This is a genomic window from Sphaerisporangium sp. NPDC049003 (genome assembly GCF_043197795.1).
Lineage (GTDB): Bacteria > Actinomycetota > Actinomycetes > Streptosporangiales > Streptosporangiaceae > Sphaerisporangium.
In genome coordinates this window covers 265,472-279,343 of record NZ_JBICTU010000005.1, presented here as the reverse complement: position 1 = coordinate 279,343, position 13,872 = coordinate 265,472, and the positions used below count along the sequence as shown (strand labels likewise).

The following is a 13,872-nucleotide window of genomic DNA, read 5'->3' as shown; positions in this document are numbered from 1 at the left end:
CACGATGACGCGGACCCGCGGGAGCGGCATCGTGGGAACCGGACGCGGGGCCGCCCGCCAGACGGGACAGGCCGCGGGTCACTCACATCTCCTCGGTGACGTCTTCCCGACCAGCGAGGACGGAAGGCGGAATAATGGGTCAGCACGGGGTTCCCGATCGATTCATGGAGACGCCTGACGGGCGCCGTGGAGACATCACCTACGGCGAGAGCCGGCTGGAACGACTGCTCGACCAGCAACGGCAGTTCATCACGGACGCCTCGCACGAGTTGTGCACCCCCGTGGCCGGGCTTCGGGCCCAGCTTGAGGAGGCCCAGCTGCACCCGGACGAGACCGACCTGATCGGCCTGCTCGACCGCGCGCTCGGCGACGTCAACCGCCTGCAGCAGATCGTCACCGACCTCCTCCTGCTCGCCCGGCTGAAGGCGGGCGTGCCCGTGGATCGGGAGCCGGTGGACCTGGGGGAGCTGGTCCAGGCGCAGCTGCACCCGAACAGGTTCCCCCGCACGGTGCGCCTGCGGCTCGACCCCCGGGTGACCGTCGACGCCGTACGCGCCCAGATCGCCCGGCTGATCGCCGGCCTGATGGACAACGCCCAGCGGTACGCCACGAGCACGGTGCAGATCCAGGTGCGCCTCGACGGCGGGGCGGCGGAGCTGACGGTGGCCGACGACGGCGACGGCATCCCGGAGGCCGACCGGGAGCGCATCTTCGAACCGTTCACCCGGCTGGACACCGCCCGCAGCCGTGACCGCGGCGGAGCCGGCCTCGGCCTGACGATCGCCAGGGACATCGCCTGGTCCCACGGCGGGACCCTCACCGTGGAGGAGTCCTCCGCGGGCGGCGCGCGCTTCGTCCTGCGGATCCCGCATGCCCAAGACGGACCCTCGAAAGGCCCGGACGCCGCCTCGCCCGCCGCCTCCGCGTGACTTCCGCGGCGGCCGGCGGGCCCGGCGCCTCCGTCTGACGTCCGCGGCGCCGCGCCCTTCGCGTGGACGTACCGGCGTCGGCGCGGGGGGCGCTTTCATGCCCGCCACCCCGCCCCTTCACTTTCATGCCCGCCACCCCTCCTATTCAGGGGAAATGACGGGGGCGGGAATTCCGGGCCTCACGAAACCCATCGCCTCTGGGCGTTCTATCCTAATTTCTGAGAATATTTCAGGAAATTTCTGCAAACTCTTGCATGGCGTCATGCAAATGAGTAACTTCCGGGCAACACACCAGAAACATCGCGAAAGACCGCCGAGCCGGGTGCGCCAACACCCGGCCCGGCCAGCGGGATCCCGTCCACACGAGTCCGGAGACCCACCACATGAGATCCTACAAACCCCTGTTCGCGGCGGCGTTATGCCTGGCCACGGCCGCTGTGGTCCCCATCGGCTCCGCGAGGGCCGCAAGCGGCGCCACCGTCTTCTACAAGACCGGCTGGACCTCCATCAACATCCACTATGGCATCGGCGGCACCTGGACCACCGTCCCGGGGGTGGCCATGGACGCCGCCTGCGCCGGATGGGTGAAGAGGACCGTCGACCTCGGCGGCGCCGGGACGTTCCAGGCGACGTTCAACAACGGCTCGGGCACCTGGGACAACAACAACGGCGCCGACTTCGCCATCGGGCTCGGCCGTACCACCGTCAAGGACGGCGTGGTCCGCTCGAACGCCCCCGAGCCGTGCGTGCCCGAGCCGCCCGACACGACCCCGCCATCGGTGCCGGAAGGGCTCAAGGTCACGGCCTCGGGGACCACCGCCACGCTGACCTGGACCGCCTCCACCGACAACGTGGGCGTGGCCGGGTACGAGATCAGCCGGGCCAAGGGCACCGGCACGCCCGTGGTGCTCCCGGCGGGCGGCACCTCCTACAACGACGCCCGCCTCGACGCGCAGACCACCTACACCTACAAGGTCAGGGCGCTCGACGCGGCGGGCAACGCCTCCGCGTACGGTGCCTCGGCCTCGGTGAGGACGGGCGACGCTCCCCCGCCGCCGACCCAGGGCTCGCCGCTGGGCGGCGACCCGCGTGAGGACTCGATCTACTTCGTCATGACCGCGCGGTTCGACGACGGCGACTCCTCCAACAACCGCGGCGGCAGCCAGAACATCAGGTCGGGGAACGCGGCGAACAACGACCCCATGTTCCGCGGCGACTTCAAGGGCCTGATCGACAAGCTCGACCACGTCAAGGGACTGGGCTTCTCCGCGATCTGAATCACCCCGGTGGTGCTCAACCGGTCCGACTACGACTTCCACGGCTACCACGGATGGGACTTCTACCGGGTCGACACCCGGCTGGAGACGCCCGGCGCCACCTACCAGGACCTGATCAACAAGGCGCATGCCAAGGGAATCAAGATCTTCCAGGACGTCGTGTACAACCACAGCTCCCGCTGGGGCGCCAAGGGACTGTTCACCCCCACGGTGTACGGCAGGCGCGACGACCAGTGGCGGTGGATGTACAGCAAGCAGGAGGCGGGCCGGGAGTACGACCCCATGGTGAAGAGCCAGGGCGAGGACCCCGAGCTGACCCCCGCGCAGAAGGAGATGGCCAAGGGCCGGCCGTACAACGGCGACCTGTGGTCCACGGCCGAGCCCGCGGGCGGCACCTGCCGGGACTGGGGCAAGCCCACCCAGTACGTCAGCCCCGAGGGCTTCACCATCTACAACTGCCAGTGGCCCAGCCCCACCTCGGGCATGTTCCCGGCGAAGTACTATCACACCTGCTGGATCGGCAACTGGGAGGGCGCGGACTCCAAGAGCTGCTGGCTGCACGAGGACCTGGCCGACTTCAACACCGAGGACGCCGACGTCCAGAACTACCTGATCGACGCCTACAACCGCTTCATCGACATGGGGGTCGACGGCTTCCGCGTCGACACCGCCGTGCACATCTCGCGCCTGATGTGGAACCGCCGCTTCCTGCCCGCGCTCCAGAAGCACGCCGTGGAGAATCACGGCGAGAAGGGCAGGGACTTCTACGTCTTCGGCGAGGTCGCGGCGTTCGTCAACGACAAGTGGAACCACGGCTCGGTCAACCACTCGCCGCAGTTCTACACCTGGAAGGAGCGCAGGGAGTTCGACCCCGACGACGCCAAGGCCGTGGTCGAGCAGTACGACTACGAGAACCTGATGGGACCGGCGGGCCAGCCGACCAGCGACAACGCGTTCCTCAAGGGCAACGTCTACCACGCCCCCGACCACTCGAAGTTCTCCGGCATGAACGTCATCGACATGCGGATGCACCAGAACTTCGGCGACGCGGGCAACGCCTTCCGCAACGGGAAGGACTCCGACGACAGCTACAACGACGCGACGTACAACACCGTCTACGTCGACTCGCACGACTTCGGCCCCAACAAGTCCAACGTCCGCTACACCGGCGGCACCGACGCCTGGGCCGAGAACATGAGCCTGATGTGGACCTTCCGCGGCATCCCGACCCTGTACTACGGCTCGGAGATCGAGTTCCAGAAGGGCAAGCCGATCGACTGCGGCCCCACCTGCCCGCTGGCGACGACCGGCCGCGCGTACTACGGCGACAAGATCGCGGGTACGGTCACCGCGAGCGACTTCGGCGTGGTCTCTTCGGCCACCGGCGCCGTCGCGGAGACGCTGAACCAGCCGCTGGTCAAGCACCTGCAGCGGCTCAACCAGATCCGCAGGGCGATCCCGGCGCTCCAGAAGGGCCAGTACTCCACCGAGGGCGTCAGCGGGGGCATGGCCTACAAACGGCGCTTCACCAGCGGGAGCGTCGACAGCTTCGTGCTCGTCACGGTCTCCGAGGGCGCGACCTTCACCGGCGTCCCCAACGGCACCTACACCGACGCGGTCACCGGTGAGGTCAGGACCGTCACCGACGGGACGCTGGCGATCGCCCTGAGCGGCAAGGGCAACATGCGTGCCTACGTCCTCACCCTGCCCGGCAACCCCGCCCCCGGCAAGATCGGCGTCGCGGGCCCGTACCTGAAGTAGCGAATCCGAGCGAACGTATCCGAAATAGCACTCCGAGCGGAAAGGACCCCGGAACGGCGGGGGCGCGCACGCGCCCCCGCCGTTCCGGGGTCTCACCTGGCCGTGAACAGATCTGTGCGGGGGTCTTGACGCCGCCGATATGGGAGCCGTACCTTCACAGCTAAATTTACTCCCAAAGAAAGCACCCCCCACCGATGGCCGTTCATCGTTACAGCACGGACCGCGGTGACCTGACGCGCACCGCGATCCTCGCCCTGTTAGGCACCGTCGGCCCCCTCAGCAGGACCGAGATCGCGCGCCGGCTGACCCTCAGCCCGGCCACGGTCACCCAGCTCACCCGCGAGCTCATGGGCCACGGCATGCTGGTGGAGCTTGAGCTGGAGCGCTCCAAGGGCGGCCGTCCCGCGCAGAAGCTCGGCCTGGTCGGCAGCGCCGGCCGCGCCCTGGGCGTCAAGGTGATGACCGACCACATCGTGATCGTCGACGTGCGGCTCGACGGCGAGGTGCTCGGCTCGTGGGAGCGGCCGATCGACACGGCCGCCCCGACCGCCCTGGACGATCTCGCGGACTCCGTCGCGGCCGCCGTCGCGCGCACGGCCACCGAGCCGGGCCCGCCGCTCCTCGGCATCGGCGTCGGCGTGCCCGGCAGCGTCGAGGACCAGGCCGTGGGCACGGTCGACGCGCCCACGCTCGGCTGGCGGGCGGTGCCCGTGGGACAGCGGCTGCGACGCCGCCTCGACCTGCCCGTCCTGGTCGAGAACGACGTGAACGCCCTCGCCGCCGCCGAGAGGCTGTACGGCAGGGGACGTACGCACGGGGACTTCCTGGTCGTCACGATCGGCCGGGGCGTCGGTGCCGCCATCGTCACCGACGGGCGCGTCTACCGGGGCGCGAGGGGCGGCGCGGGCGAGTTCGGCCACGTGCCGGTCGACGCCGCGGGCCCGGTCTGCGGGTGCGGTACGACGGGGTGCCTGGAGGCGCTGGTGGGCGCGTCGGGGCTGCTCGCCTCTGCCCGCGCGCGCGGCCTCACCGTCACGACCGTGGACGAGCTGGGACGCGCCGCCTCGACGGGCGAGGAGGCCGCGCGGGAGGTGTTCGCCGAGGCCGGCGCGATATTCGGCAGGGCCGCCGCGGGCCTGATCAACGTGGTGGACCCCGAGGTCGTCGTGATGCTCGGCGAGGGCACGGCCGACTGGCCGTTCTGGAACGCCGGCTTCGAGCGGGCGATCCGCGCGCATCTGCTTCCCGGGCGGCGTGACATCGCGGTCGAGGTGGAGGGATGGGACGACACGAGCTGGGCGCAGGGAGCGGCGGCGCTGGTGCTCGCCACGCCGTTCGACGCGGCGGGGGCGGCGGGCGAACAGGGCAGGCTCGTCCGCGCCCGCCTGATCGGGGCGACCCCATGACCATGACCGCCGCCCGGCCCGAGGCGCCCGTCGCTCCCGCCCGCCGCGCGCCGAGGCGGCGCCTGCGCTACGCGGGCACCGTCGCGCTGTTCCTGCTGCCGAGCGCGATCCCGCTCACGCTGTTCACGCTCGCGCCGATGGCCGCCTCGTTCTGGACGAGCCTTCACGAGTGGGACCTGATCACGCCGATGAAGTGGGTGGGGTTCGGCAACTACGCCGACCTGCTCGGCGACGAGGGCACCCGCGCGGCGTTCCTGCACACGCTGGCCTTCATCGCCGGCTACCTCCCGCTGGTGTACGCCGGCGGCCTCGGGCTCGCGTTGCTGCTGAACCGGGCGATGGCGGGCCGCGACCTGTTCCGCGCGATCTACTTCCTGCCCGTCATCACGAGCTGGGTCGTCGTCGCGCTGCTGTGGAAGTGGCTGCTGAACCCCTCAGGGGGCATCGTGAACTGGGCGCTCGGGCTGCTCGGCGTCCACGGCCCCGGCTGGTGGACCGACCCGGCGTGGGCGATGCCGTCGATCATCCTCGCCTCGGCGTGGAAGGACCTCGGCTTCGTGATGATCATCCTGCTGGCCGGGCTGCAGGCGATCCCGAAGGAGTACCTCGACGCCGCGAGCGTCGACGGCGCGACGGGCCTTTCTCGGTTCCGCCACATCACCCTCCCCCTGCTCTCCCCCTCGACGTTCTTCGTCGTCGTGATCTCGCTGATCAACGGCTTCCAGGTGTTCGACCAGGTACACGTCATGACCAAGGGCGGGCCGGGCGGGGCCACGCAGGTCGTGGTCGAGCAGGTCTACGACCTCACCTTCAGGTACGGCAGGGCGGGCGCCGCCTCGGCGCTGTCGTGGCTGCTGTTCGCCGTCGTCCTGCTGGTGACCCAGCTCCAGGTCCGCGCGCAGAGGCGGTGGGTCCACTATGGCTAGGTACCTGAGGTACCTGGTGGTGGTCGCCGGGGCGCTGGTCATGCTGTTCCCGTTCGCGTGGGCCGTCGTCACCTCGTTCACCCCCGACGGTGCCCTGCTCAGCACGCCGCCGGACTTCACCCCCGACAACGCGGGGCTGGACGCCTACCGCCGGCTGCTGGAGACGCTGCCGTTCTGGCGGATCCTGCTCAACAGCGCCTGGATCGGGGCGGCCTCGACCCTGCTCCAGCTCGTCACCAGCGCGATGGCCGCGTACGCCTTCGCCCGGCTGCCCTTCCCCGGCCGGGGCGCGCTGTTCGCGGTCTACCTGGCCACGCTGATGGTGCCGCTGCAGGTGCTGGTCGTGCCGCTGTTCATCGAGATGCGCTCCTTCAACCTCGTCGACACCTACTTCGCGATCCTGGCCCCGAGCATCGCCTCGGCGTTCGGCGTCTTCCTGCTGCGGCAGGCCATCGCCCAGGTGCCGAGGGAGTTCGACGAGGCGGCGGTGCTCGACGGTGCCGGGCACCTGCGCATCTTCGTCCACGTGGTGCTGCCGCTGATCAGGCCGGCGCTCGCGACCTTCACGGTCTTCGGGTTCATGGCCAGCTGGAACAGCTACCTCTGGCCACTGGTGATCATCAGGTCGCCGGAGTTCATGACGATCCCCCTCGGCCTGGCCTCGCTGCACGGCCGGTTCACCACCGAGTGGAACGTCGTCATGGCCGGTTCGGTGATCAGCGTGGTCCCGATCCTCGTCCTCTACGTCTTCGCCCAGAAGCACGTCATCGCCAGCGTCGCCCAGTCAGGCCTCAAGTAAGACAAGCAAGACCCCCCAGGAGAACCACATGTCCAAAATCATGAAGGCCGCGGCCACGGCCCTGGTCGCCGGCCTGCTCGCCACGGCCTGCGCGCAGGGCTCGGCCACCAAGAGCGCCGAGAGCACACCGGGCGGCAAGGTGACGGTGCGCTACTTCACCTTCTCCGCCGCGCCCGACCACGTCAAAGACCTCGACACGATCGTCGCGGCCTTCGAGAAGGAGCACCCCGACGTGGACGTGGTGGTGGAGACCGCCCCCTACGACGAGTACTTCACCAAGCTCCAGACCAGCATCGCCGGGGGCACCGCGCCCGACGCGTTCGAGCTGAACTACGAGAACTTCGTGACCTACGCCGCCGCGGGCTCGCTGCTCGACCTCGGGACGGTCTCCGGCGACGGCGACGACTCGGTGTACGCGCCGGAGTCGCTGGCCGCGTTCAGGCACGACGGCAAGCAGTACGCCCTGCCCGCGTCCTTCTCCACGGTCGTCCTGATCTACAACAAGGACCTGTTCAAGAAGGCCGGGGTGGCCGAGCCGACGGCCGAGTGGACCTGGTCCGACGAGCAGGCCGCCGCCCAGAAGCTCACCGACAAGGGCAAGAAGGTGTACGGCGACTTCCAGCCGGTGCAGTTCTTCGAGTTCTACAAGACGCTCAAGCAGGCGGGCGGCGAGTTCCTGTCGGCGGACGGCACCAAGGCCACGTTCGACAGCCCAGCGGGCGAGAAGGCGGCCACCTGGCTGGTGGACAAGGTCGGCAAGACCATGCCGACCGAGGCCGAGATCGGCGGCACCGCGGACTACGACACCAACCTGTTCAAGTCGGGCAAGCTCGCGATGTGGCACAACGGCATCTGGCAGTTCGCCGGGCTCAAGGACGTGCCGTTCGGCTGGGACGTGGTCGTCGAGCCCGGCGACGCCACCAAGGCCAGCGCCGTGTTCCACAACGCGGTCGCCGCCTCGGCGACGACCAAGCATGGCAAGGAGGCCTGGGCCTTCGCCCGCTTCCTCAGCTCGTCCGGCGTCGCGGCCACCACCAGGATCGCCTCCTCGTGGGAGCTGCCGCCCGTCTCGGACCAGGCGGTGCTCGCCGGGTACCTCAAGGACCCGGTGCCGGCCAACCGGCAGGCCGTGTTCGACTCCCTCAAGTCGATCGCCCTGCCGCCCGTCATCAAGCGCCAGCAGGAGATGCAGGACGCGGTGACCAAGGAGCTGAGCAACGCCGCCGCCGGACGCGAGAGCGTCAAGGACGCCCTCGCCGCCGCCGCCGCGAAGGTCGACGAGCTGCTCCGTTAGGCGCCCGCCCGTACCCCACCAAGCAGGAGATCTGACCCAGTGAGTGCAGGACGCGACGTGACCCGGGCCGGGCTGTCCCAGCTCGTCTCGCGCAGCATCGATGTGATCGACACGCATCAGTCGCCCTCGGGGGCCTACCCGGCGTGTCCCGGTTTCTCCGCCTACAGCGGCTACTCGTGGCTGCGTGACAGCGCTTTCATCGCGGAGGGGATGAGCCGCAACGACCAGGCCGACGGGCCGACCAGGTTCCACGCGTGGAGTGCCCGGGTGGTCGGCGCCCGGGCCGGGCAGGTGGCCTCGCTGGTCGAGCGGGCCGGGTGCGGCGAGGCCGTGAGCGCGGCCGAGATGCTCCCGACCCGGTTCACGCTGGACGGCGAGGACGGCACCGACGAGTGGTGGGACCACCAGCTCGACGGCTACGGCGCCTGGATGTGGGCGCTCGCCCGGCACGTCGAGCGGCACGGCGCCGAGGTTCCCGGCGCCGACCGGGCGGTGCGGGTCGCGACGCGCTACCTCACCGCGTTCTGGGACCGGCCCTGCTACGACTGGTGGGAGGAGCACGTCGAGCACCGGCACGTGTCGACGCTCGGCGCGATCCACGCGGGGCTGCGGGCCGCGATCTCCCTTGAGGCGCTCGACGGCGCCTTGGCCGAGGCCGCCGCCGAGGCGGTCGAGGGCATCGCCGCGCTGGTGGCGGCCGAGGGCGTCGCGCGCGCCGAGGACACCACCGGCGACGCCGGGAGGCCCGAGAGCACCACCCGGGGCCACCTGACCAAGTGGCTCGGCACGGACGCGGTGGACGCGAGCCTGCTCGCCTGCGTCCACCCGTTCGGGCTGTACGCGCCGGGCCATCCGGTGGCGGCGGCCACGGTCGCCGAGGTCGAGCGGCGGCTCGCCCGGGAGGGCGGCGTCCACCGCTACCTCGGCGACACCTTCTACGGCGGCGGCCGGTGGATCCTGCTCTCGGGCTTCCTCGGCCTGAACCACGCGCGCGCGGGCCGCCCCTCGGAGGCCATGCGCTACCTCGAATGGATGGCCGCGCAGGCGAACGCCGAGGGCGAGCTGCCCGAGCAGGTCTCCACCCTCCTGCTCGCCCCCGGGCGCCGGCAGGAGTGGGTCGAGCGCTGGGGCCCGGTCGCCACCCCGCTGCTCTGGTCACACGGGATGTACCTCATGCTCGCCGGCGAACTGGGAGTGACGCCATGATCCGCCATCGCCCGACGGGGTCGGGACACCCCTACGCCACCACGGAGGACCAGCGGGTCCCGGCGTTCCCCGTCGACGGGGACCCGCTGGAGCTGCGGGTCAGGGCGGCTCCCTCGGTACGGTCGGTGGTGTGCGAGTGGACCGTCGACGGCGGCCCGCCCGTCGTGCTCGACCTGGCCCCGGTGCGCGCATCGGACGGCGCCGACGCCGGGGGCGGCCACCTCGCCGCGGCCCAGGCGCGCGCCGCCCGGGGGCCCGGTTCCTGGGCGACGCGCACTCCGCCCCTGCGTGCGGGGCACCGCTACGCCTACCGCTTCCGCGCCACCTCCGACGGCGGCGGCCGTACCACCCGGTGGTACGAGGTGACGGCGGCGGCGTGGAGCGAGAGCGGCGGGACGCTGACCGTCGAGGGCACCGACCGTGTGGTCGCGGGCAGCGTGGCATGGCTGGCCGGCGGCGAGGGCCCGCGGCGGGTGCGGTTCGACCTCGCGCTGGGCGAGGGCGAGCACGTGGTGGGCTTCGGCGAGCGCTACGACGCCGTCGACCAGCGCGGTCGCGCGCTCGACGCGGTGGTTTTCGAGCAGTACAAGGGGCAGGGCCGCCACGCCCGTACGTACCTGCCGATGCCGTTCGCGCTGGTCGTGGGGGGCGAGGCCGGGTGGGGGCTCCACGTCGCCACCTCGGCGCGCACCTGGTACGACGTGGGCGCGTCCACGCCCGGCCGCCTGCGGGTCGAGGCGGAGGCCGACGGCCCCGAGCTGACGCTGCGTCTGTACGACGGCGACCCCGTCAAGGTCCTCGGCGCCTTCCTCGCCGACGTGGGCATGCCCACCGAGCTGCCGCCCTGGGTGTTCCGGCTCTGGGCGAGCGGCAACGAGTGGAACACCCAGGAGCGGGTGCTCGCCGAGATGGACCGCCACCGCGACCTGGACATCCCCGTGGGAGCCCTGGTCATCGAGGCGTGGAGCGACGAGTCGACGTTCACGGCCTTCCGGGGGGCGCGGTACGAGCCGGGCGAGGAGCCGCACCGGCTGGGCGACTACCGGTTCCCTGCCGACGGTCCGTGGCCCGACCCGAAGGGCATGGTCGACGAGCTGCACGCGCGTGACGTCAAGGTGCTGCTCTGGCAGATCCCGCTCATGAGGATGCGGCCGCATCCGTCGGGCCAGGCCGCGGTGGACGCCGCCACGGCCGTCCGGCGGGGCCTGGTGGTGCGCGAGCAGGACGGCCGGCCGTACCGGAACAGGGGGTGGTGGTTCCCGCTCGCCCTGATGCCCGACCTCAGCTCGGCCGAGGTGCGCGACTGGTGGACGGCCAGGCGGCGCTACCTCGTCGAGGAGGTGGGCGTCGACGGGTTCAAGACCGACGGCGGCGAGCACGCCTGGGGCCACGACCTGCGCTACGCCGACGGCCGCCGGGGCGCGGACGGCAACGGGCTGTTCCCCGTGCACTACGCGCGCGCGTTCGGCGACCTGCTGCGCTCGTGCGGCAAGGCCCCGGTGACGTTCAGCAGGGCGGGTTTCGCCGGGTCGCAGCCGCACGGGGCGTTCTGGGCGGGCGACGAGGACTCGACGTGGGAGGCGTACCGCTCCTCGGTGATCGCGGGGATCACCGCGTCGGCCTGCGGCGTCGTCTACTGGGGATGGGACCTCGCGGGGTTCTCCGGCGACGTCCCCTCGGCCGAGCTGTACCTGCGGGCGGCCGGGACGTCGGCGTTCATGCCGATCATGCAGTATCACTCGGAGTTCAACCACCACCGCTCGCCGTCGCGCGACCGTACCCCGTGGAACATCGCCGAGCGCACGGGCGACGAGCGGGTCCTCCCGGTGTTCAGGAGGTTCGCGCACCTGCGCGAGCGGCTCGTGCCCTACCTGGCCGAGCAGGCGCGGGTCGCGGTGGAGGGCGGGCCGCCGCTGATGCGCGGGCTGTTCTTCGACCACCCCGCCGACCCTCTGATCTGGCGCTACCCGCTGCAGTACAAGCTCGGCGACGCCCTGCTCGTGGTGCCCGTCGTCGAACCGGGCGCCTCGCAGGTGCGGGCGTACGTGCCCGCCGGGGAGTGGGTCGACGTCTGGACGGGCGCGCCCGTGAGCGGAGCGCGGGAGGTCACGCTCCCGGCGCCGATCGACCGCCCGCCGGTGCTGTGCGCGGCGGACCACTGGCCACGGCTGGCCTCCGTCTTCGCCACCTCACGCGGGTAGGGCCGTCGAGGCCGCCGGGAGGTCTCAGCCACCGAGCCTTTCGAGGTCGCCGAGCTGGGACGACCTGGTCTTCTCCATGGTGGCGGCGAGGGCCTTGGTGTCCTGGTTGGCGCCCGAGCGCTGCTCGCCCTGGGCCACCACGACCGACTGCTTCAGGTGCTCGCGAAGGTGCTCGGTGACCAGGCGGTCGAACGCGGCGCCCGAGGCGCGGCCGATGGTCGCGAGCTCCTCGGGGGTCACCATGCCGGGCATGTTGTGCCCCTGGTGGGGGTTGGTCTCCGGGACGCCCGACCGCAGCAGGAGCTGGCGGAGCTTCACCAGCTCGGAGCGGTGGACCGTGCTGATCCGCGCGGCCAGCTTCCTCATGCCCGGGTCGGAGGACCTGTCCTGGACCAGGGCCAGCATGCGCAGGGCCAGCTCGTCCATCGGGATCATCAGCTCCACCCAGGCGACGTCGGTGGGACCGAAGTCCCCCGCGGCCGTGAAGGCCGCGGGGGAAGGGGCGGGCACCTGGGCGCTCGGCGCCGCCGAGGGGCGCGGCGCCGGTGCGGTGGCGGCGCACCCCGTGGTGAGCGACGCGGCGAGCACCACGACGGCCGTGACCGGCCCCGCGAAGAAGGCGGATGCTCTCATGCCGGGTCCTCTCTGGTGGTGCCCCAGGGGCGAGGCGGCGGATTCGGCGTGGCCGCACTCCCCGCCCCTGGGAGACTCTGCGGGAACCTGCGGGTTACGGGTGCCCGTCGGCTCCGCACTTGATGATCGGACGGATGCAGTCGTTCACGCGGCGCGCCATCTCGGCCTCGGGCCAGGCGTTGAAGAAGTCGCCGTGCATGGTGAACCCCGCCCCCGACGCGAGCCGGAAGTGCGAGGGGTCACCGGTGACCGGGTACCGCAGCACCTGGCGCAGCTTCGGCACCGGAACCGGGTGGGTGGCGGGGCAGGTGCCGTTGACCGGGTAGGCCATGTGGCTCTTGTGGTCCGCCGAGTCCAGGTCCCTGCCGTTCCAGCACTGCGGGAAGTCGAGGTACGACTCCAGCATGGTGCCGGCCGGGCAGTTGACGAAGTCCTTGCCGGGAGGAACCTCTCCCGCGTGCAGGCACGACCAGCGGGAGATGGTGGTGGCGTCCGGGGCGGTCGCCTTGGCGTTGCCCGCCACGATCCGCAGGCCCAGGGGCAGGGGCTGCGTCCGCGCGATGACGTCGTTGTTCACGCCCTCGCCCAGGTAGTAGAACGTGGTGATGACCGGCTCCACGGGGACGTTGTCCTTGTAGAGGGTCGGCACCCAGTACGCCGACTTGTCGACGGCCGGGTTGCAGTTGCTGTTGGCGTTCTGCAGGCTGCCGAGCGTGCTGCTCGCGTTGGTCGTCGTGCTGCCGAAGAAGCTGTGCATGTGGGAGGCGCCGGGCAGGCCCGGGAAGATGATCGGGTCGTCGGGGAGCCGGTGGCTGAACGGGCAGTCCGCCAGGAACTCCGCGACGCGCACGACGTTGCCGGGGGGCGGCGAGGGCGGCGGGGCTCCGCCGGTGCCGAACACCTGGAACTCCCACAGCGAGACGCCCCACTGGGTGGCGCGCTTGGTGGTCTGCACCCTGACATAGCGGCCGGTGCCCGCGACGGCGAGCGTCTGGTTGCCGCCAGTGGAGCCGGTCACGGTCTTGATCGTCGTCCATGCGCTGCCGTTGGCGGACGTCTGGATCGTGTAGTCGGTGGCGTACGCGTTCTCCCAGTTCAGCACGACCTGGCTGACCGTGGCGGACGCGCCCAGGTCGACCTGGAGCCACTGGGGGTCGCTGGCGGCGCTCGACCAGCGGGTGCCGCCGTTGCCGTCGACGGCGGCCGAGGCGGGGGTGCCGGCGTTCTCGGTGGAGGAGGCGGTGGCCGTCCTGCCCTGTGAGATCAGGGCGTCCGCCGCGCTGGCGGGTGAGGCGGCGGTCACGATGGACCCGCCGAGCAGCGCCACGAGGGCGCCGATCAGCACGGCCGTACGTGAGCGCCCCCGGCGGATACGGGGTGGGGGGATGTCCCGTTCCATGGTGGAGTCTCCTTTGTTAGAAGGATTCCGGTACGGCCCGT

At 71.2% G+C, this 13,872-nt stretch carries 11 protein-coding genes; 9 read left to right on the top strand and 2 right to left on the bottom strand.

The window, feature by feature from the left end; translation table 11 throughout:
- Positions 1-164 precede the first annotated feature (164 nt).
- The 9 genes from ACGFIV_RS07765 to ACGFIV_RS07725 all read left to right on the top strand — a co-directional run bounded on the left by ACGFIV_RS07765 (position 165) and on the right by ACGFIV_RS07725 (position 11,799).
- Positions 165-929, top strand: coding sequence for an ATP-binding protein (locus tag ACGFIV_RS07765; protein ID WP_358558616.1), 765 nt, complete (start codon positions 165-167; stop codon positions 927-929).
- 383 nt (positions 930-1,312) lie between these two features.
- Positions 1,313-2,206 (top strand): carbohydrate binding domain-containing protein, encoded by an 894-nt coding sequence (locus ACGFIV_RS07760; protein ID WP_358558615.1) that lies wholly within the window; start codon positions 1,313-1,315, stop codon positions 2,204-2,206.
- Positions 2,207-2,215: 9 nt separating this feature from the next.
- Positions 2,216-3,967 carry an alpha-amylase family glycosyl hydrolase gene (locus ACGFIV_RS07755; protein ID WP_358558613.1) on the top strand — a complete coding sequence of 584 codons (1,752 nt, stop codon included), beginning with the start codon at positions 2,216-2,218 and terminating at the stop codon, positions 3,965-3,967.
- Between the two features lie 194 nt (positions 3,968-4,161).
- Positions 4,162-5,373: an ROK family transcriptional regulator gene (locus tag ACGFIV_RS07750; protein ID WP_358558611.1), complete on the top strand. Its 1,212-nt coding sequence runs from the start codon at positions 4,162-4,164 to the stop codon at positions 5,371-5,373.
- Positions 5,370-6,299 (top strand): sugar ABC transporter permease, encoded by a 930-nt coding sequence (locus ACGFIV_RS07745; RefSeq protein WP_358558609.1) that lies wholly within the window; start codon positions 5,370-5,372, stop codon positions 6,297-6,299. Before ACGFIV_RS07750 ends, ACGFIV_RS07745 begins: the two co-directional genes overlap by 4 nt.
- Positions 6,292-7,098, top strand: a complete 807-nt coding sequence (locus tag ACGFIV_RS07740; protein ID WP_358558607.1) for a carbohydrate ABC transporter permease — start codon at positions 6,292-6,294, stop codon at positions 7,096-7,098. The genes ACGFIV_RS07745 and ACGFIV_RS07740 overlap by 8 nt, the downstream gene beginning before the upstream one ends.
- Positions 7,099-7,126: 28 nt before the next feature.
- On the top strand, positions 7,127-8,392 hold the full coding sequence (locus ACGFIV_RS07735; RefSeq protein WP_358558605.1) for a sugar ABC transporter substrate-binding protein: 1,266 nt from the start codon (positions 7,127-7,129) through the stop codon (positions 8,390-8,392).
- Between the two features lie 39 nt (positions 8,393-8,431).
- Positions 8,432-9,598, top strand: a complete 1,167-nt coding sequence (locus ACGFIV_RS07730) for a glycoside hydrolase family 15 protein (protein ID WP_392832944.1) — start codon at positions 8,432-8,434, stop codon at positions 9,596-9,598.
- The gene (locus tag ACGFIV_RS07725; protein WP_392832941.1) at positions 9,595-11,799 is read left to right on the top strand and encodes a TIM-barrel domain-containing protein; all 2,205 of its coding nucleotides are present in this window, start codon (positions 9,595-9,597) and stop codon (positions 11,797-11,799) included. The genes ACGFIV_RS07730 and ACGFIV_RS07725 overlap by 4 nt, the downstream gene beginning before the upstream one ends.
- A gap of 24 nt (positions 11,800-11,823) precedes the next feature.
- Here ACGFIV_RS07725 and ACGFIV_RS07720 read toward each other — a convergent pair whose 3' ends face one another.
- The gene (locus ACGFIV_RS07720) at positions 11,824-12,432 is read right to left on the bottom strand and encodes a DUF305 domain-containing protein (protein WP_392832938.1); all 609 of its coding nucleotides are present in this window, start codon (positions 12,430-12,432) and stop codon (positions 11,824-11,826) included.
- A gap of 94 nt (positions 12,433-12,526) precedes the next feature.
- Positions 12,527-13,831, bottom strand: coding sequence for a DUF1996 domain-containing protein (locus ACGFIV_RS07715; RefSeq protein WP_392832935.1), 1,305 nt, complete (start codon positions 13,829-13,831; stop codon positions 12,527-12,529).
- Positions 13,832-13,872: the final 41 nt, after the last annotated feature.